Annotated in this window: 17 protein-coding genes; 1 reads left to right on the forward strand and 16 read right to left on the reverse strand. The window is 58.3% G+C overall.

Annotated elements, in window-relative coordinates; all coding sequences use genetic code 11:
• Positions 1 to 451: 451 nt before the first annotated feature.
• On the reverse strand, positions 452 to 919 hold the full coding sequence (locus tag AC2FF8_RS08170) for an Lrp/AsnC family transcriptional regulator (RefSeq protein WP_425079312.1): 468 nt from the start codon (positions 917 to 919) through the stop codon (positions 452 to 454).
• Between the two features lie 127 nt (positions 920 to 1,046).
• Here AC2FF8_RS08170 and AC2FF8_RS08175 point away from each other — a divergent pair, with 127 nt between their 5' ends.
• Positions 1,047 to 4,502 (forward strand): indolepyruvate ferredoxin oxidoreductase family protein, encoded by a 3,456-nt coding sequence (locus AC2FF8_RS08175; RefSeq protein ID WP_496879403.1) that lies wholly within the window; start codon positions 1,047 to 1,049, stop codon positions 4,500 to 4,502.
• A gap of 269 nt (positions 4,503 to 4,771) precedes the next feature.
• Here AC2FF8_RS08175 and AC2FF8_RS08180 read toward each other — a convergent pair whose 3' ends face one another.
• The 15 genes from AC2FF8_RS08180 to AC2FF8_RS08250 form a co-directional block, all read right to left on the reverse strand.
• Entirely contained in the window at positions 4,772 to 5,467 is a 696-nt protein-coding gene (locus tag AC2FF8_RS08180; RefSeq protein ID WP_496879404.1) for an RraA family protein, read from the reverse strand.
• Positions 5,464 to 6,159, reverse strand: a complete 696-nt coding sequence (locus AC2FF8_RS08185; protein WP_425079137.1) for an alpha/beta fold hydrolase — start codon at positions 6,157 to 6,159, stop codon at positions 5,464 to 5,466. The genes AC2FF8_RS08180 and AC2FF8_RS08185 overlap by 4 nt, the downstream gene beginning before the upstream one ends.
• Entirely contained in the window at positions 6,156 to 7,280 is a 1,125-nt protein-coding gene (locus AC2FF8_RS08190) for a cobalamin-independent methionine synthase II family protein (protein WP_496879405.1), read from the reverse strand. Before AC2FF8_RS08190 ends, AC2FF8_RS08185 begins: the two co-directional genes overlap by 4 nt.
• A gap of 10 nt (positions 7,281 to 7,290) precedes the next feature.
• Positions 7,291 to 7,893, reverse strand: coding sequence for a class I SAM-dependent methyltransferase (locus tag AC2FF8_RS08195; RefSeq protein ID WP_170346854.1), 603 nt, complete (start codon positions 7,891 to 7,893; stop codon positions 7,291 to 7,293).
• Positions 7,890 to 8,855: a cupin domain-containing protein gene (locus tag AC2FF8_RS08200; protein WP_496879406.1), complete on the reverse strand. Its 966-nt coding sequence runs from the start codon at positions 8,853 to 8,855 to the stop codon at positions 7,890 to 7,892. Before AC2FF8_RS08200 ends, AC2FF8_RS08195 begins: the two co-directional genes overlap by 4 nt.
• Before the next feature lie 191 nt (positions 8,856 to 9,046).
• The gene (locus AC2FF8_RS08205; RefSeq protein ID WP_496879407.1) at positions 9,047 to 10,036 is read right to left on the reverse strand and encodes a nuclear transport factor 2 family protein; all 990 of its coding nucleotides are present in this window, start codon (positions 10,034 to 10,036) and stop codon (positions 9,047 to 9,049) included.
• A complete protein-coding gene (locus tag AC2FF8_RS08210) occupies positions 10,033 to 11,076 on the reverse strand; it encodes a LacI family DNA-binding transcriptional regulator (protein ID WP_216600343.1) in 1,044 nt (347 codons plus the stop codon). The genes AC2FF8_RS08205 and AC2FF8_RS08210 overlap by 4 nt, the downstream gene beginning before the upstream one ends.
• Positions 11,076 to 11,840, reverse strand: a complete 765-nt coding sequence (locus tag AC2FF8_RS08215; RefSeq protein ID WP_496879408.1) for an SDR family NAD(P)-dependent oxidoreductase — start codon at positions 11,838 to 11,840, stop codon at positions 11,076 to 11,078. The genes AC2FF8_RS08210 and AC2FF8_RS08215 overlap by 1 nt, the downstream gene beginning before the upstream one ends.
• On the reverse strand, positions 11,840 to 12,892 hold the full coding sequence (locus tag AC2FF8_RS08220; protein ID WP_496879409.1) for an ester cyclase: 1,053 nt from the start codon (positions 12,890 to 12,892) through the stop codon (positions 11,840 to 11,842). Before AC2FF8_RS08220 ends, AC2FF8_RS08215 begins: the two co-directional genes overlap by 1 nt.
• On the reverse strand, positions 12,889 to 14,220 hold the full coding sequence (gene hisD / locus AC2FF8_RS08225; RefSeq protein WP_496879410.1) for a histidinol dehydrogenase: 1,332 nt from the start codon (positions 14,218 to 14,220) through the stop codon (positions 12,889 to 12,891). Before hisD ends, AC2FF8_RS08220 begins: the two co-directional genes overlap by 4 nt.
• An 11-nt stretch (positions 14,221 to 14,231) precedes the next feature.
• Positions 14,232 to 14,762, reverse strand: coding sequence for an ester cyclase (locus AC2FF8_RS08230; protein WP_257601209.1), 531 nt, complete (start codon positions 14,760 to 14,762; stop codon positions 14,232 to 14,234).
• Positions 14,763 to 14,889: 127 nt separating this feature from the next.
• Positions 14,890 to 16,044, reverse strand: a complete 1,155-nt coding sequence (locus AC2FF8_RS08235; RefSeq protein ID WP_171170237.1) for a carbohydrate ABC transporter permease — start codon at positions 16,042 to 16,044, stop codon at positions 14,890 to 14,892.
• Between the two features lies 1 nt (position 16,045).
• Positions 16,046 to 17,068 (reverse strand): carbohydrate ABC transporter permease, encoded by a 1,023-nt coding sequence (locus AC2FF8_RS08240; RefSeq protein ID WP_496879411.1) that lies wholly within the window; start codon positions 17,066 to 17,068, stop codon positions 16,046 to 16,048.
• Positions 17,069 to 17,134: 66 nt separating this feature from the next.
• Positions 17,135 to 18,346: an ABC transporter substrate-binding protein gene (locus AC2FF8_RS08245; protein ID WP_496879412.1), complete on the reverse strand. Its 1,212-nt coding sequence runs from the start codon at positions 18,344 to 18,346 to the stop codon at positions 17,135 to 17,137.
• A 75-nt stretch (positions 18,347 to 18,421) separates the two neighbouring features.
• Positions 18,422 to 19,468, reverse strand: a complete 1,047-nt coding sequence (locus AC2FF8_RS08250; protein WP_170346865.1) for an ABC transporter ATP-binding protein — start codon at positions 19,466 to 19,468, stop codon at positions 18,422 to 18,424.
• Between the last annotated feature and the right edge of the window lie 164 nt (positions 19,469 to 19,632).

The raw sequence follows: 19,632 nt of genomic DNA on the forward strand, positions 1-19,632 counted from the left end.
AAAAGAAAACAGGAAAAACGAAGTTCGAAGCAAAAAAGTGGCCTCAGTTTCGAAACTCGGTTTTGAGGCTGTTCGGCGTCGAGGAAAGCGTCCGTCCAAGGCGCGGGGCAGGAGATCACCTCGATTCCGGTGAACCGGTTCGTTCCACAGTCGAGGCCAGTTCTTCGGGGGCCCGATCGAACAGACCAGAGCGCGGCGCAGAAGGCGGAATCCAAAACGTTGCGGTCGAAACGGCAACCACGTTTTACCTGCCTTGATGATGAAGCTGGCACGGTTTTTTTGGGGGCGTTCCCAAACCTGATCCGGGAAAAAACCAATGAACGGCGACGCCGTGGGGTTTCGCGGGCCTCATCGTCGCTTCGGAACCTGTTCGAATGGATCTTTCGCTTGGTGCGTTCAAAGTTTTGCAACAAAGCCGATACCAGACGGCAAGTACCCCCGGGAACCGATATCAAAAGGAAGGTATGGGCAGGGCGTTGCTGCGTTTGATTTCGCGCAGAACGACATTTGTTTGCGCGCTTTCCACCGCCGGCAGGCGAAACAGGAATTCTTCCAGGAAAACGTTGTAAGCCCCGATATCCTTGCAGATCACCCGCATGTGGTAGTCCGCCTGCCCGGTCGTTGCGTAGCACTCCATGACTTCCGGGCGCTTCTCGATCGCTGCGATGAACTGCTCCAGATGCTCCGGATTGTGCCGGGTCAGATGAACATGCACCAGGGCCTGAAACGAAAGCCCGGCATGTTCAGGCGACAATTCGGCCCGGTACTGCGAAATCAGGCCGGCCTCTTCAAACGCGCGGACTCGACGCCAGCAGGCAGAAGATGACATGCCCACCCGTTCAGCAAGGTCAGCGTTTGAGATGCGGCAATCATTCTGAAGCAGCGCGAGAAGTTGGCAGTCACGTGAGTCGAGAAGCATCCGAGAAAAATACCCCATATCGCGACAAAAGAAGAGAGGATTTTTCAAAAACATCCGGAAATGGCGGGAAGCTAGAACAGATTCCTCAAAGGATTCCGGTAAAATACCCAGAAAAGGCGAGGCACCCATGACTGACCAGTCCCTGAAATTCGATACTTACGCCCTGTCGGACCGATACAAAGCCTCGGAGGGTCGTGTTTTCCTGACGGGAACGCAAGCTCTGGTGCGCATCATGTTGGACCAGGCCCGCAGGGACGCAGCAGCAGGAAACAACACGGCTGGGTTCATTTCCGGTTATCGGGGGTCCCCCCTTGGTGGTCTGGATCTGGAGCTGTGGCGAGCGAAAGAGGAAACCGAGGCGGCCAGGATCACATTCATGCCTGCCGTAAACGAAGACCTCGGTGCCACAGCGGTTCTTGGTGCCCAGCAGGCTTCGCTTGATCCCGATTGTGAGGTCGAGGGCGTGTTTTCGATGTGGTACGGGAAGGGCCCCGGAGTCGACCGTTCAGGGGACGCGCTGCGCCATGGCAATGCCTATGGCTCGTCGCCGAAGGGCGGGGTTCTGGTTGTCGCGGGTGACGATCATGGCTGCGTGTCTTCTTCAATGCCGCATCAGTCCGACGTCGCCTTCATGACCTGGTTCATGCCAACGCTGAACCCGGCCAATGTGGCTGAATACCTGGAATTCGGTGAATACGGGATCGCGCTGAGCCGGTATTCGGGCACCTGGGTCGGGTTCAAGGCGATTTCGGAAACCGTGGAAAGCGGGCAATCCGTGCAGTTGAGACCGGACCGTGCATTTACCATGCCGGAAATTGATCTGCCGCCGGGCGGCTTGCACGTGCGCAGCGCCGATTTGCCAAGCCCGGCCATCGAGACGCGGATCGAACACAAGTTGCGGGCGGTCGAGGCTTTTGTCGAAGCCAACCCGATCGACCGGCGCATCTATGACATCAAGGATGCCCCATTCGGGATTGTTACAACGGGCAAAAGCCATCTGGACCTGATGGAAGCGCTGCGTCTTCTGGGGCTGGACGAAAGCGGATGCCGCCGTTTGGGCATCGACATCTACAAGGTCGGGATGGTTTGGCCTTTGGCGCGGCGGGATGCGCTGTCTTTTGTCCGTGGCAAAAAAGAGGTGCTGGTCGTCGAGGAAAAACGCGGGATCATCGAGAGCCAGTTCAAGGAATATTTCTATGACTGGCCGGGGGACAAACCCGAAAAGATGGTCGGAAAACACCGCGCAGCAGGCGATCCGTTGATTCCCTGGACCGGAGAGTTGAGCCCGTTGAACCTGATTCCGGTTGTTGCAGAGCGACTCGACCGTTTTTTTCCGGAAGAGGGATTCCTGGAAAAGGCGAAGGCGCTGACGGACGAACAGCCATCCGTGCTGAATGTTCCAGGTGCGGTCAGGGCTCCGTATTTTTGCTCGGGTTGTCCCCACAACACATCCACCAAAGTCCCGGATGGAAGCACGGCTGCGTCAGGCATCGGCTGTCACGTGATGGCAAGTTGGATGAATCGCAACACGGTCGGTTATGCGCAGATGGGCGGCGAGGGTGTGCCGCATGTTGTTGCCTCGAAATTCAATGGCAACAAACATATCTTTCAAAACCTTGGCGAGGGTACCTGGTATCATTCCGGGTCGCTTGCCATTCGCCAGGCCGTGGCGGCGGGCACGAACATCACCTACAAGATCCTCTACAATGACGCAGTGGCAATGACGGGGGGGCAGCCTGTTGATGGCCCTATCAGCGTTTCCGGGATCGCCCAGACCTGTCGCGCAGAAGGTGTGGACCGGATCGCCTTGGTTTCAGACGATATAACAAAGTTCGATTCCGGCGATTTTCCGGCACGAACCAGCTTTCACCCCCGGGAAGAGATGGATGCCGTGCAGCGCGAGCTGCGTGACATCCAAGGTGTAACGGTTTTGATCTACGAGCAGACCTGCGCCACCGAGAAACGTCGTCGCCGCAAGCGTGGCAAAACAGAAGACCCCAAGCGGTTTGCGTTCATCAACCCCGTGGTGTGCGAAGGCTGCGGCGATTGCTCTGTCGAAAGCAACTGTCTGAGTATTGAACCATTGGAAACCCCATTGGGCCGCAAGCGAAAGGTCAACCTGAACTCGTGCAACAAGGACTATTCCTGCCTGAACGGGTTTTGCCCCAGTTTCATTACGGTGGAAGGGGCGATGCGGCGAAAAGAACCCAAGCAGAAACTGGATATCCCGTCGCTTCTTGCCAAGGTTCCCGACCCGCAGCTTCCTGACCTGCACGCGCCGTACGATCTTCTGGTCGGTGGGGTCGGTGGTACCGGTGTCGTAACGGTGGGCGCCGTTCTGACGATGGCGGCGCATTTGGAAGGCAAAGGCGCCAGCGTGCTGGATTTCACCGGGTTCGCCCAGAAATTCGGTACGGTTGTCGGCTATGTTCGCATTGCCCGCACGCCCGACGAAATCAATCAGGTCCGAATTGAGGCCAAAAGCGCCGATGCCGTCATTGGGTGTGACGTGGTCGTGTCTTCGGCGCCCAAAGCCTCGGTTCACTATCGCAAGGGCACAAAAGTCGTGCTGAACCGTGCGGAAATGCCAACAGGCGACCTTGTTTTGCACCGCGATGCCCAGCTCAAGGTCGATGAACGAGAAGCGTTGATACGCCGGACCGTCGGCGAAGAAAACGTTTTCGGTTTGGATGCAAACCAATTGGCCGTGGATTTGCTGGGGGATTCGGTCTTTGCCAATACCTTGCTGTTTGGTGTCGCATGGCAGTTGGGGAACATTCCGATCAGTGAAGTTGCGATCAAACAGGCGATCAAGCTCAATGGAACCGCGGTCGAGGCCAACATAAGGGCCTTTGATCTCGGGCGGGTGATCGCAGCAAACCCACAGATGCTGAATGCGAAGGAAAAGAGCTTCTCGCAAGAATCGGCGCAGCAGATAATCGATTACCGGTCCGACGAATTGGCGACCTATCACGATGACGCTTATGCGCAACAGTACCGGGATCGCCTGGCCCGTCTGTCCGCAGCACTGCCTGACCAGATTCGCGAGGAAGCGCTTTCGCTTGCGGCAAAATCCCTGTTTCGCCTCATGGCAATCAAGGACGAATACGAGGTTGCCCGGTTGCTGACATCGCGACAATTCGAGAAACAACTGCGGTCCGAGTTCGAGGGGGATTTTCGGATCAAATACCACCTCGCCCCTCCGGTTTTAGGTGGTCAGAAGGATGCACGCGGACGGCCGCGCAAGCGAAGCTATGGTGGTTGGATGACCCCCGTTCTGAGGCTCCTTTCGCGTGCACGCAGGCTTCGCGGCGGCTGGCTTGATCCGTTCCGGTTTTCAAGGGACCGCAAGCTTGAAAACGAAACCCTGGCCTGGTTTCTGGGTGTCCTGGATCGCGTCGAAGACACGGACCTCGAGGCGGAAACCTGCCTGAAAATCCTGTCAGCCCCGCTGGATATCCGCGGCTTTGGCCCGGTGCGCGAAGCGGCAACACAAACCGTACGCGCGGATGTAGATGCCATGCTGAACGTGATCGGAGAACAGCGAAGGGTTGCGCAGGGCGCCGCTTCTCGCAAGGCCTGAGTGCTTTTTCCGGAACCTGTCTGGATGCGCGGATTGTACGCGGGGCTGAACGGATCTGAAGCCCCGTACACTCCGTTGTAATGGACTGCTGTCTGAAACGGTCCGGTTTACGTTCGGACGCCACCGGCAGCGGATAGAGGGATGTGGGTAACCCTTCGTCATGGGCAATGCGTTCGCTGTTGCCGCCTTGTTCCGGCTCTGGGTTGACGAGCAAGGGACCTGTGGGTGCTTTTCACCCAGCCGGCTTTCGGTGTCTCCGACCCCTGCGATCAGACCCTTGCTTTTTCAAAGGCGGCCCAGGCGGTTTCGAATGCTTCGAAATCAAACGTGGGCTCGCGGGCTGCGTCCAGAACAATACGTTCTGTCGCCAAAAGCTTTTGGATTGCACCTTCCAATTGATCGACGACATCATTCGGTATGACCAATGCGCCATGACGATCGGCGTGAACAAGATCACCGGGCTCAACTGTCAGACCAATAACCGAAACCTGAGTGTCAATCTCGCGGATGTGGACGAAACCGTGGCTCGGTCCGATGGAACCAGCGACAACCGGGAACCCTTGGGGCAAATCCCCCAGATCCCGCATGACACCATTGGTCAGAGCACCCGACATGCCGAAACCCTTGTGAACCGTCGTATTGATCTCACCCCAATAAGCGCCGATGCATTCGGGATAATCCAGATCCTCGACAACGGCGATTGAAGGGCCCGGTGCCTCGGCCATGTACTTGTAATAGGCCATACGTCGGGCTTTGATGACTTCGGGCGGCTCGGTCGGGGGATTGACTGCAGCGATCTTGGCAGTGCGCGCATAGCCGACGATGGCAGGCCCTTCGGGGGCCGAACTTAGCATGGTGCCACGCGTGAACCTGTCGAACCCACGCCTGCCCTGTGCCACCTCGATGGCATTGCAGACAGTTGGCGTATCGACCTTGCGAAGCAAAGACAAAAGGGACGGTGTCATGTGTCCTCCAGCCAGCGGGACAGCGCCGCTGTTGTTTTTTCAGGTTGTTCCAATGTCGGGAGATGGCCCGCGTCGCCGATGATCTCAAGCGAGCTTTGTGGCAGCAGGTCATGCATAAGTCGGTGGCGTTCAACTGGGCAAAGCCGGTCTTCATGCCCGCACAAAACCAGAGCCTTTCCGGTATAAGCCGTCAGTGTCTCGCTTTGGTCCGGTCGGTTCATAAGTGCCTTGGACTGACGTACGAAAACGTCAGGGCCCAGGTCGGTGGCCATTGCCATGCACAGATCCAGGACCGCCCCCCGGTTCGGTCCGTCAGCCAGATAACCGGGCTTCATCTCGTCACGCATCACGGTCCTCAGCTGGCCGTTGCGCACGGCGGACATCTGTGGCGTTCGACGCGCTTTTACCTCTGGCGTTTCAGCCAGTGGATTGGTGTCAAGCAAAGCCAGACGCGAAACACGTTCGGGGGCTTGGCGCGTGACTTCCATCGCCACGATACCCCCCATGGACAGCCCGGCCAGCGCGAAGACCGGTGGCGCATTTCCAAGGATATCCCGGGCCATGGCCTCTATGCTGTCGTGATGAGACAACGGAAAGGTCATCACCGGCATTCTGCCCGACAGAGCATTGATCTGGGGGCCAAAAAGCCGGGCATCACACATCATGCCCGGCAACAAAATCAGAGGTTTCATGCCGAGGCCAGCTTTGCCCCTTCGGACAACGCCGCCAGCTTGGCATAGGCGATCTGGGGATCGACGGCGCCGAATCCCGCAAAAGTGCCAAAGCCGCAATCGCTGCCCGCGATCACCCGGTCCGGCCCCACGATTTCCGTGAACCGGTCAATCCGTTGGGCCACAAGTTCCGGATGTTCGACGAAATTGGTCGTGGTGTCGACCACGCCGGGCACCAGAACCTTGTCATCGGGAATCTCGGCCTTGCGGTCCCGGAACACTGTCCATTCATGGGCATGCCGCGGATTGGACGTTTCGAACAGGACATAGCGCGACTTGGTCGCCATCAGGGTGCTGAAGACCTTGTCCATGGCGATGTCACAGCAATGCGGGCCTTCGTAGTTGCCCCAGCATATATGTACCCGTACCCGATCCTGCGGGACGTTCTGAAGCGCGTGGTTCAGGGCCTCGACATGCATGTCGGCAATCTTGATGAACGCCTCATCCGACAGGTCGTTGAACAGCATGTGGCGCGATAGGGCAAGATCGGGGCAATCCAGTTGCAGGTCCAAACCGGCGGCGACGATGGTTTCGTATTCGTCCTTCATCGCGTCGGCCAATGCTGCCAGATAGGCCTCGCGCGTTGGGTAGAAATCATTCTGCAAAAACAGCGAGATCACTCCGGGAGACGCGGCATTCATGAAACCGCGCTCGGCCCCGTGCCGCGCCATGGCCGCCTTGAGGTTGGCGATGTCCTTTTGCAACTCGCCTTGCCCTTTTGATCGCACCTCGCCCGTGCACATCGGCCTTGCGTATTGTGGCGTACCGCCGTCATCGGCCAGTCTTTGCAGAAAGCCGGGGAACATTTTCAAGTCTGCCGGCGCGTTACGAGGGCTGTCGCCCGAAAACCCGGTGTAGCGATCCTTGACATAGGTCGCATAGGAGATTTTCGAAGTTTCGCCGTCGCTGACGATATCAACACCGGCTTCGACCTGTTTGCGCACCGTTTCGGCCACGGCGTTGGCCATGCAGGCATCAAAGGCGCCTGTGTCATAGGGTTCATCGTTTTCGCGGGCAAAAATAAAATCCACGACGTCCTGCGTTCGGGGCAGAGAGCCAACATGTGTTGTTTTTACGGTCATGGGGACCTCCTTAAATTTTTCGTGCCATCAGGATCGTGTGGCTTTGGGCTTCTGGGTCTTCGGCCAGGTATCCGGTCATTTGCAGCCCGTTTTCCTCGAGACACCCGGCGTAACCGGCCGGGGACAGCGAGGCGTGGTAGACAAGCTCTGATCCGACTGTGCCGCTGACCTCTCCGGCACGAGGTCCGACGGTCAGCATGAGCATTCCCTTGGGCCGCAAATGGCGCGCCATCCGGGCGATACAGTCTTTCTGCTCATCCGCCGTAAGGTGGAAAAAGCTGTTCCAGGCGATGATGCCGTCGAACTGTTGATCCAGTTCAAAGTTCCGCATATCCGCGTTGCGCCAGTCCCCATCGGGCCAACGGTCGCGTGCAATGGCAAGCATTGCGTCGGAAAAATCGATACCCGTGACGTCAAACCCTTCGGCCATGAACCAACGTGCGATGGGGTCGCCCGAACCACAGCCCAGGTCCAATACGCGGTCACCCGGTTTCAGGCTGGCCGTGAAGCGCGCCAGCCAGCGCGCTTCGAACAGGGCTTTGGAACGGCGCCTGTCATATTCGGTGGCCTGCCGTTCATAAACCGCGTGGGTGTCATTCGGGTCCGCGTTCATCCTGTCCAGGTCGCTCCTGCCGGGTCATCGGTTGCGGTGATGCGGTACAGGCCCGCCTGTCCGGTCATCGACGGTTGAATGCCATAGGTTTCGCCGGGAAGAACCAAGGCCGTGTCGCCCACCGAGATTGTTGTCTCGTACCCGTCGATCGCAACACGCCAGTGACCGCTGGCCGGCATCAGAACCACTGGTTTCTCGGCAGCGATCGGTTGGGTCACCGCGGACCCGCGCCCCAGAAAATCGACCTCGAATCCGGGTTTGTCCTTGATCAACGCGTTTTCGCCAATCACCTTCGCGGGCTTATTGGCCGACAACGCCATCAGATCCCAATACCGCGCAACGTATTTGCCAACCACGTCCTCGACAGGAACTTCGGGATAGCTTTTCAGTTGTTCTTCGGTCAGCACAGGCATCCGGCGGACATTATGGGGCAGGTCCTGGCCCAGTTTGGAGTCGTACAGAACGCCATTGTCGCCCAGCATCAGACCATGTGCCTGCGCATCTTCGATCACCTGAGGCGCCCATGTGACGCCGCCGCCCGCATCGTCTCCGCCCAGGATCGACATGATCATTCCGTAATCCTGTCCGACATTCTCAAAGCCCCGGAAAATCCCGGTTGGAATGTTGAAGATGTCCCCTTCTTCGGCGATGAATTCCCCGGCCGTGCCATAGCGGCCCCAGAAAAATCGCCAACGACCCTTGGCAACGAAAAAGACCTCGGCCGTGGTGTGGCTGTGCAGTGAGTTGCGGCATTTCGGCGGCTGCCCGGCCGCTCCGATGTTGAAGCCGATCTTGTCGGTGATGTGGACATGCTGGTCCGGAGATTCCGAGACGCCGCCGCCGATTATCGTGAAATTCTCTTTCTGATCGCTGCCGGGAGTATGGGCATCGATGAAAGCGGTTTTACAGGGTTGAAGCTCGCCATAGCGGACGATGCGGGAAGGGATGGGTGATTTTGTCATGACGTAGGATCCGATATTACGTTTTTGGAAAGAAAGCTCGTGTGCCCAAACAGGACACGCCCTTGCTTTCCGGGCGGGCGCAGATTCAGTCGCCGCGCCCTCAGGCTTTGACGGTACATATGGAAACGCCGAATGGCCCGCGGCTCGGACAGACCGCCCGACAGGATGCGATATGAGACCGGGCGGCCCACTCAGACCTCGCCGTTCTGCAACAGGATCTGCTTCCAGACCGAGGTTTCATCGAACAGGGTGTATTCACGGCGCAACTGCGGCTGCCCCGTTATAAGCGCGCCGAATTCAGCGTGGCTGATCCCGAGGACAAAAACCTGTGCACCAGTCGGCGCCCCGAACACACCCCAGCCGTCATGCTTGCCCCAAAGGCTCCAGCGAATGGCCGCGCGCGGAGGCATATCAGGGTCATCTCGCCCGATCTGATGCTCGATCTTGAATTCTGCATTCGGAAAACTCGCCCGCAGACCCATCCAGAAACGGTCGACGGCATCCCGGCCATGCCCTGTTACGCCACCCACATATTCTGACTGAACAGCGCGGTCATATTCTGAACCGATCACGCCCATATCTGCGTTCATGATCCGCGTCAGAATGTCGGCGTAGCGTTGCCCCCATTCATTTTCGTTGCCGCGACCTTTGTAGGGACCAGGCTGATCGATTTCGGGGGTCAGGGGTTTGACGCAGTTTTCCTTGCCGCCTTCCCGGGCAATCAGATCGGCGGCGTATTCCTTGGGATCCCAGCCCATCTGGCGCACAATCGCGCCCTGATCGCGGATCAGCCATTCATCGTTGATCTGATTGTCGATGGCGTGGCAATCCGCAAGAATCCGGTAACGCAGCTTGGTGCCGGTGGGCTTGCCATAGACGCCCTCGGCCAAATGCGTGGCCGTTGAAATGATGCGGTGAGAGCTCAGCATGCCCTCTTCCGGTGTGCCGGACCAGATCACGTCTTCGCCCAGCAACTGCCGGTCCGGAAACTCGGCCAGCGTTGCCATTGTGGCCCCAATGACATTCTGATTGCCCAAAACAACCGAGCCGGGTGAACGGACCACGATTTCATCGCTGTAATACTCATGCAGCGTGGCGATCCCCCTGTCTTCCCAGATCTCCTTGGTGATGCCGATGATGTAATCCGGAAAATCCCGGAATTTCGGATCGAAGCCTTTCATGTCTCTGTCCTTTGTGGGGCCCACCCCTTTGGCAATCGGGCCGATGTGCGCACGATCAGCGGCCCATCAATGGCGACTTTGCGCGGTTCGGCTTTCGCCGGGGTGTCGATATGTTCGAAAAGGGCGGCAACGGTTTCGGCCACCATAAGGTTGGCCCGCTGCCGGATCGTCGTCAAATTGTAAGCTGGCCAACCGGCCGGCGGCACGTCGTCATAGCCCACGACCGAGACATCCTCGGGGACGCGCAGGCCAAGTTCAAAACGGATCACATCCATCGCCGCCAATGCCATGTGATCATTGGCCACAAATACGGCATCCGGCCGTCGTTCAGGGGCGACATCGAACATCCGACGGGCTGCTGTACGGGCGTTTTCCGTGTGAAACTCCCCTACTTCGTGGGCAAACAGTTCCTGCCCGGCCTCGGCCAGTGCGGCGCGATACCCGGCTTCGCGGTCCCGCTGCGTCGAGGCCCCTTGCCAACCTGCGATATAGGCAATCCGTTGGTGCCCACCGGCTAGCAGAAATTCCGCGACTTTGCGGCCCCCGGCATAGTTGTCGGACGTGACCGTGGTGATGCCCTCGATGTCCTGGCTGCGGTTGAACAGCACCACTGGCACCCCGGCCTGTTGGCAGCGCATGGCGATATCCGACGACATGGGCACCGAGGCTAGGATGACGCCATCCACCTGGTAATCGAGAATCTCTTCCATCACATCGTCGATGTTCCCGGCCGATCGTGAGGCCATGAAGATCAGCACGTGATAGCCTTGCTCCTGAAGGGCGTTTGACAGCTTTTCGAGCGCTTCCGGATAAAAATAGTTATCAAGGTAGCCCACCACCAAACCGATAATCCGGCTTTTCCCGGACACCATGGCGCGGGCCAGAACGTTTGGACGATAGCCCAGTTCAGCGGCGGCTTTGCGCACTTTCTCCTCGGTCTTTTTGCTGACCGAGGCGCCGGGCGTGAATACGCGGCTGACGGCGGACTGGCTGACACCAGCCAGTTGGGCGACCTGAAGGGATGTTACTTTTTCCGCCATCAATCTGCCGTCCAACCCCCGTCAATCAACATCGAAGTACCGGTGACCAGAGCAGAGGCGTCTGACGCGAGATACCGCACCGCGCCCATGATGTCTTCGACTTCTCCGACCCGGTTCAGCTTGATCTTTTCCATGATCCACGCGGCACGTTCAGGATTGTCGAATGTGGATTGGGTCAGCGGCGTTCTGATGAAAGTCGGGCAGACAGTGTTGATCCGAATGCCTTGTTTGCCCCATTCGATGGCCATGGATTTGACCATGCCTTCCAGCCCATGTTTGGTCGCACAGTAAAGCGCCCGGTCGACCCCGCCGACATGCCCCATCTGGCTGGAGATGTGGATGATCGATCCCGGCTTTGCTGCCTTGATCAAAGCGCGGGCGGCGTAGGCGGACAGGAAATAGGCGGAACGCAAATTGACATTGGTGACAACATCGAAGTCATCGGGCGTGGTTTCGATGGCCGGGCTGTGGCGCGCCACGCCCGCTGAATTCACCACGATATCGAAAGTGCGGTGATCGAAAAGCTGTTCCAATGCGCGCAGATCACCCTGATCCATCACAAGCGCTTCGGCAGACCATCCCTTCTCTTTCAGAGCGGATACTGTCTCATTCAACCGATCCGCCCCTCTGGCCGCGCAAACAACATGTGCACCCGCCTCGGCCAAAGCCACTGCACAGCCCTGACCTATGCCAGACGAGGCTCCGGTAACGAGGGCGGATTTCCCGTTCAGGGAAAACGAAGGGGTGCGTGGCAATTCCGTCATCAGCTCATTCCATCCGGTATTTCAATGCGGCCCATATTCCGGGCCTTGTTGAATTCCCGCAGGCGGGCAAAAACGTCAACGCCAAGCTGCCGGTAGGCATCCAGCAAATCAACCAGCACCCAGTTTTCACGGATCCTGCCGTTTTCCAAACGCCAGAAATCGAGGCTGCGCATGGTGATCTTCTTGCCTGACGGAGCGATGCCCATCCAGCCATCATCGGTGACGGTCTGGATCATGTTGGGCCAGCCCGTCACGGCCGCGTAATCCCCATCCCCGAAAAAGTGATAGGTGATGTCGTCCACGAACTGCCCGCGATCCGGCATTCCGTTCAGGAACGGGATCTGGTGCCAGTTGCGGAACCCTGCATACCCGCGCCCGGTGCCGATGCCCGAAGGGCCGTACCAGTTCATGCGCGGGTGCCAGAACCGCTCCATCTGCATCACTTCGGGGCCACCTTGGGACGGGTGTTTCTTGAGATGCTCCAGCATGTCGATGATGTGCTGGCAGGTCAGTTTGCCTTTGGCTTCATCATAAGGGCCGGGGACAAACCCGTCCTGGGTGGCAGGGCCGGGGACGTGCCATTCACGGCCCAGACTTGGCGCCATCGGCCAGGCATTTGCCTGCATCATGACTTCGGGGATGTCCCACAGGGCCTGCATCTCGACGATCTTGCCGTTTTCGAAGCGGTAGAATTCATGAAACCGCATCGTAACCTGATGACCCGTCGGTGGGATGTCCAGCCAGGGGCCGGTGAAAACACCGGTGTAATAGCCACCACATCCGATCCAATCTGCGCCGAACTCATCCGGGCCGGCCATGACGATATAATCCCGCCGTTCAAGATCGGGCCAGGCCGCCAGCAAGTCTTTGTAGCCAGTGTCATAGAAAGCATCACTGCCGATGCTGTCCCCAAAGGGATGACACAGACGGAACACGGCATCCGGTGACGTGATATCCGCGAAAGCCCGACGTACGCCCGCCTCCTCGAAATCGTACATCGCAGCCCTGAGCGGTTCGATCAGGGCCTTGTGATGCGTGTGTTTGTCACTCATTCAGCAGCGTCCCGGTAAGGCGCCGGCGCACCGTAGGGAACATTGATTCCGCCATATCGGCGCACACGAAGGTTGCACTGTTCAGCGTGACCAACGAACCCTTCGAGCATGCACAGGCGCGAACCATACTCGCCGATCAGCGTTGCGGCCTCATCGGTCAGAACCTTTTGATAGCTGTGCGTCTTCAGGTATTTACCAACCCAAAGACCACCCGTGTATCGCCCGGCCTTCTTGGTCGGCAGCGTGTGGTTGGTGCCAATCACCTTGTCCCCGTTCGAAACATTGGTGCGCGGCCCAAGGAACAACGCCCCATAGCAGGTCATGTTTTCAAGGAACCAGTCGTCTCGGTCGGTCATCACCTGCACATGTTCCGAGGCGATGTCATCGGCCACTTGCAGCATCTCATCATAGGTGTCGCAAACGATCACCTCACCATATTCGTCCCACGACACCTTTGCGGTATCCGCGGTTGGCAGGATGCCCAGCAGCCGGTCGACCTCGGTCATGGTGTCATTGGCCAGATTGCGTGAGTTGGTCAGCAGAACGCAGGGGCTGTTGTATCCATGCTCGGCCTGCCCCAGAAGATCGGTTGCGCACAGTTCAGCATCTGCGGCGGTTTCGTCGGCAATGACCATCGTTTCGGTCGGCCCTGCAAAAAGATCGATCCCGACACGACCGAACAACTGACGTTTGGCTTCCGCGACAAAGGCGTTGCCGGGACCAACAAGCATGTGAACGGGATCGATCGTCTCGGTGCCCAATGCCATGGCTCCGATGGCCTGAATGCCGCCCATGACATAGATCTCATGCGCGCCACCCAAGTGCATGGCGGCAATCACCGCCGCGTTGGGTTTGCCCTGAAACGGAGGCGTGCATGCGATGATGCGCGGCACCCCTGCCACCGAGGCGGTCGCCACCGACATATGCGCCGAGGCGACCATCGGGAACTTGCCGCCCGGAACGTAGCATCCAACCGATTGCACCGGGATGTTCTTATGCCCCAGAATGACGCCGGGCAGGGTTTCGACCTCGATGTCCAGCATTGAATCCCGCTGCGCCTGCGCAAAGTTGCGCACCTGTTCCTGCGCGAACTTGATATCGGCCAGCTCACGATCGGACAATTGCCCGATCAGGTCATCAATTTCCCGCTGGCGCAGGCGGAACGAGGCTGGCGAGTAGTTGTCGAACTTCTCACTCAACGTACGCACCGCGGCATCCCCACGGGTTTCGATGTCTTTCAGTGTCGCCTCAACCACGGCACGGGTCTTGGCATCATCCTCTGCCCGATCCGCATCGGATTTGCCGCGTTTAAGATACTCGATTGCCATCTTTCCAATCCTCAGTTTTCCGGCCGGGGCGGAGTCTTCTCGCCCCGGTCAAATGCTTCCCAGCCTTCGCCGTTGAACAGGTCCACGCCCAGCTGAGCCGCAACGTGGGCAAAGTCGACATTCACCCAGTTGTCGACGATCTTGCCGTCGACCACTTTCCAGAAGTCCATGTACCTGATCTCGACACGCCTGCCCGTGGGGGCGATGCCCAGAAACTCGCCGGAATGCGTGGCTTCCTGACGGCCAAACGCGGCGGCCCATTCACCCATGTAAAGGCGCGCTTCGTCAACGCAGACCTTATCCGAAAACGCGGCTTGAAACGGGCGCTGCCAATTGTCCTGAAACTCTTGCAGGCCGGTCTTGGTGCCGCAGCCCTGATTGCCCATCCAGCGAAAACCTTCGGCGAAGAATTCACCGATGTCATCGATGCGGTGGTCATTCAGACCATCCACCATTGTTTCGATCACGCGGCGCGTGTCGTCGGTTTTGCTCATGTCCGTGTCGCGGGTCAGAACCGCTTGTTCGGGACGGGAACCTTTCATCTTTCTATCCTTTCAGGTTGCCAAGGGGAGGGATTGGGACGTGCGGCCCCAATGCTCAGAAAGTCCCTTGGCATCCTGTTCAGCGCCGGGTGGCGCGACATGGCGTTATGTCGGGCGTTCTTGCTCATCAGCCTTTCACCGCCCCGGCTGTCAGACCGCTGACAATCTGGCGCTGGAAGATCAGGACAAGGAAGATCAGTGGCGCGGTGATCGACACGGCAGCGGCAACCGCAACGACCTGATCGGTTGTCGTGGTCTCGCGGTTGAACATGCCGACGATGGCGGGAACCATGGTCTGGTTCTGCGCATCAAGCAGCAGCGCGGTGACCAGAAAATCGTTGTACGCCAGCAGGAAGCTGAACAGACCTGTGGTTATGACACCCGGCCACATCACCGGCATGATGACACGGCGGAAGGCCTGAAAGTGGCTGCACCCATCCACGCGGGCGGCTTCATCCAGCTCGGCCGGGATGTTTTGGAAGAACGAGCGCAGCATCCAGATCGTGAAGGGCTGATTGATCGCGACCAGCACCGCGATCACAGCGAAGGGTTTGCCGTACAGGGTTGGTGCGTTTTCCCCCAGGATCGGGCTGAGCCATTCGGCCGAATTGATGAAAACCGGCAGATAGCCCGCCACCAGAACCGAATGTGGCAGGGCTCGGAACACCAGTGCAACGATCAGGATCCAGAAGGCCAAAGTCGACCCTGACCGGGCCAGACCGTAGCCTGCCAACGTGCCCACGGTCAGCGACACGGTCACCACGCCCGTTGTGACAATCAGCGAATTCTTGAAGTTGTTCGAAAAGCCCCGGTCGATCCAGACGGTTTTGTAATGCTCGGTCGTCAGACCAAGCACATCCCGTCCCAGAGGGCCAAACAGCGGGTTCAACACGTTCAGGAGTGCAGGCAGGACGACGAAGAACACCAGCAGGAAACCCACCAGCACGGCCAGAACACCGATCAGCCAGCCGAACCATTCCTGTCCGGGTTTGCTGTAGGACCTGACCATTGAAGGTAACGTTCTGGTCGCCACGAGGATCGTGCCCCAGATGACCGCGATGCCCAGAATGATATCCAGCAGTGACAAGCCCTTTCCGACGCTCAGCGTGGCCGGCCCGAAGATCACGTTCAGCGCGTTGCCGTCGAACGCATCGACGGGTGATTTGAAGCTCATCACCACGATCCAGAAGATCGGGAAGGCCGCGATCAGGCACCAGAGCGCAAGGAAGATGTTCGAGGTCAACCGCAGGCTGAAGGGCTGGCGAAGCGCACGCGAGGACATGTCAGTGACCTCCTTTATGGTAGCGCCACGTACGGCGCAGCGGCAGGATAAGCAGGATGACGACACCGATCATGGTCAGCATCGAGTTGGCGGACGCCCGGCTGATCGACCGGTTGCCGGCCTGATCCGGCGTCAGATAGTCGAAGGTCAGCCATTGCAGCGAGATGACGTAGCCCTGGCTTGAAAAACCGACGATCTCTTCGAACACGCGGTAGCTGTCCATCAGGTGGATCATCGACACGAAGATGATCAGCGGCATCAGGTGTGGAATGACGATGTATTTCAGGCGCTGCCATCGGGTCGCACCGTCAATCACGGCACTTTCCAGGCTGTCCTGATTGACCGTTTGCAGCCCGGCATAGAAGACAATGGCGGCAAAGGGTGCCACGTGCCAGACGCGGTAGAGCATCATCAGTAACTCGATGGTCCAGGCTTGGGCGAACAAGGCGATGTCCCGGTTCAGCCACCATTCCATCATAGCGGTCAGGATGCCGTCGCCCCGAAACAGCCAGTTGATCGACAGCACACCGATCACGGGTGTGATGATGAAGGGCAGCAGGGACACAAAGATCACAGGCCCGCGGATGGACCGCGCGGCATTGTTTATCAGGATTGCTATTCCAAGCCCGCACCCGACCACCAGCGGCAGAGTGATCAAGGTGAAGGTCAGGGTGAACCGAAGCGCCTTCCAGAAGTTGATCGTAGACAGCACATGCCAACTGCCGTCGCTTATGGCGCGCCATGCGCGTTCAGGCTCCAACACGTTGCGATAGCTTTGCAAGCCGACATATTGGGTTTGGGTAATGACCTCGCCATGTTCGTCGAGCTTTGGCTGCGAAACCATCTCGGTCACGCAGGTCTGCGTCAGGAAACCGGGCGTGCAGGTTTCCTTTTCGACAGTCTCATAGATCGGCTGGGTGACATAGAAACTCTGCTTGAACACGCTGATCAACGGGAACGCGATGAAGAGAAGCATCATAAAGACAGAGGGGCCGACAAACGCGGCAAATGTCCGGTAATTCATGGCTCTGCCTTTCTCATGACTCTCGAGGGGAAGGGGCGGGAGGGCCGTAGCCCTCCCACGGGAGGATCAGTTGCTGATCAGACCTGCTTCTTTCGCGGCAGTGATGTAATCCGCTTCGATATCGGCCAGCGTTGTCTGAGCATCCTTGGCGCCGGTCAGGTAGTCGGCCAGACCGTTGCCCAGGGCAGTGTGCATGATGCCCATCGGGCCAGATGCCGGGTAAGCCTTTGCACCCGCTTCAGCCGAAGCTGCTGCTCCTGCCGCCAAAGCACCCGCTGAATAGGCAGGGCTCAGCCAAACAGCGACGTCGTTGTTTGCGCTGACCATCTCGCTGTCCATGCCCTCAAGCGCGACGCGGAAAGCGGCATCTGCTTCTTCGTCGCTCATGTTCGACGCCAGAACGATGCCATCCCACCAGATGGTGGTTGCCGGTGCTGCCGAACCCATAGGAGCGGCTGCCATGGTGACTTTGCCAACGACCTGGCTTTCGGCCTCGTCATTCATCGCGGCTGCACGGCTGGCCCAAAGGTTCGCCATGGCGATCTTGCCCTGCTGGAACTGTTGCTGAACATAGGTCGAGTCAGAAACCAGATATTCCGGATCCATGTACTCGGTCATGGCTTTCAATGTCTCAAGTGCCGCAACGCCCTGTTCGTTGTTGATCGTGGGCATGTTGCCATCGCCAAAGAACGAGTCGCCTTCGCCAAGGTACATGTTGACGAATTCCTGGCCGAGGTTCCAACCGGTCTTGAACGTCCCACCAATGGGATAGTCCATGACGCCGGCTTCCTTGATCTTGGCAGCCGCGGCCAGGACGTCATCATAGGTTTTTGGTTCTTCGATGCCCAGCTCAGCCAGAACATCATCGCGATACATCAGGTGCTGCGCATTCACCATCATCGCAATGGCCATGGTCTTGCCATCGACCTTGATCAACTGGTTGGGCAGCAAATCCTGGCCGTATTTTTCAACCAGATCATCCAGCGGACGGATCGTGCCTGCGTTCAGCAACGGCACCAGGGTCGCGTTCGATACACCGCCAATCTGATAAAGAGCGGGATCCGCAGCAAATGCTTCGGGTTGCTTTTCGCGGAATTCCTGATCCAGCGATGCGCTGAAATTGCCGCATTCTGCCATCGCATCGGTGACCGCCTTCCAGGCTTCAAAACCGGCGGACAGTGATTTTAGCGGCACATCGTTTTCAAAGGCGCAATCTGCCCACGCGCCGGTGGCGGCGATGGACATGGCACCGGCCATGAGGATCGTCTTGAGTTTCATAGGTTTCTCCCTGTCAGGATCGGTCCGTCGTCGACGTCCGGACCGGCGTTATGCCCTTGCGGGCCGTTTGTGGGGTCAGCCCCCGATCCGCGCACCGCTTCCAGCTTCGAAGAGGTGACAGATTTCCGTCGGCACCGAGAACGAGACCGTTTCGCCAATCTCGGCGCGGAATGCTTTGTCTGCTTTCACCGAAACCAGAGCTCCGCCGACCCGAACCGAGATCATGGTCGCGTCGCCCAGCAATTCCAGCGTATAGATCGGAGCGGTGATCTGACCTTTGCCATCGGCAAGGCTGGCATCTTCGGCCCTGAAGCCCAGTGTCATTGGGCCATCCGGTGCGTCCACCGCAATTTCGACATGCTCGGCGCGGAATATTCCGCCGGCAACTTCGCCATCCATCAAATTCATTGCAGGTGAACCGATGAAGCTGGCGACGAACGTATTCGCGGGGCGGTCATAGATTTCGGTCGGGCTTCCGACCTGCTGAACCACGCCCTGTTTCATCACGACGACGCGGTCAGCAAGGGTCATGGCCTCGATCTGGTCGTGGGTGACGTAAATGGTGGTGACGGCCAGCTCATGGCTCAGGTTCTTGATCTGGGCCCGGGTGGAAACCCGCAGCTTGGCGTCCAGATTGGACAACGGCTCGTCCATCAGGAACACGTTGGGTTCGCGAACGATGGCACGCGCAAGTGCCACACGCTGTCTCTGACCACCCGACAACTCGGCTGGCTTGCGATGCAGAAAATCGTCCAGTTCAACCATCGCGCTGGCGCGGCGCACTTTTTCGTCGTGGGTTGCCGGGTCGATACCACGCACTTTCAGCGGAAAGCGGATATTCTCGTAAACGTTCATGTTGGGATACAGAGCGTAGCTTTGGAACACCATCGCCACGTCGCGGTCCTTGGGCTCCAGATCATTGATCACGTTGCCGTCGACAAGGATTTCGCCCTCCGTCACGTCTTCAAGGCCGGCGATCATGCGCATGGTGGTTGTCTTGCCGCAGCCGGATGGGCCGAGCAGCACCAGAAACTCGCGATCTGCAATCGTCAGGTCGAAATTGTGAACCCCAACGAATGAGCCCCATCGCTTGCCGACGTTCCGCAATTGAATTTCCGCCATGGTGCCCCCTGCAAGGAATCGTTTTGCATACGTTTGCAAAACTGTAATTCGCATGTATCAAATCAGGCAAGACTTTTTTGCATACGTATGCAAAAATGGCGGGGGAAATCCGACTCAATCTGGCTTCACGCCGCTCGCAAAACTATGACTACAATGGTAAAACC

Source organism: Ruegeria sp. YTSA144 (assembly GCF_059610125.1).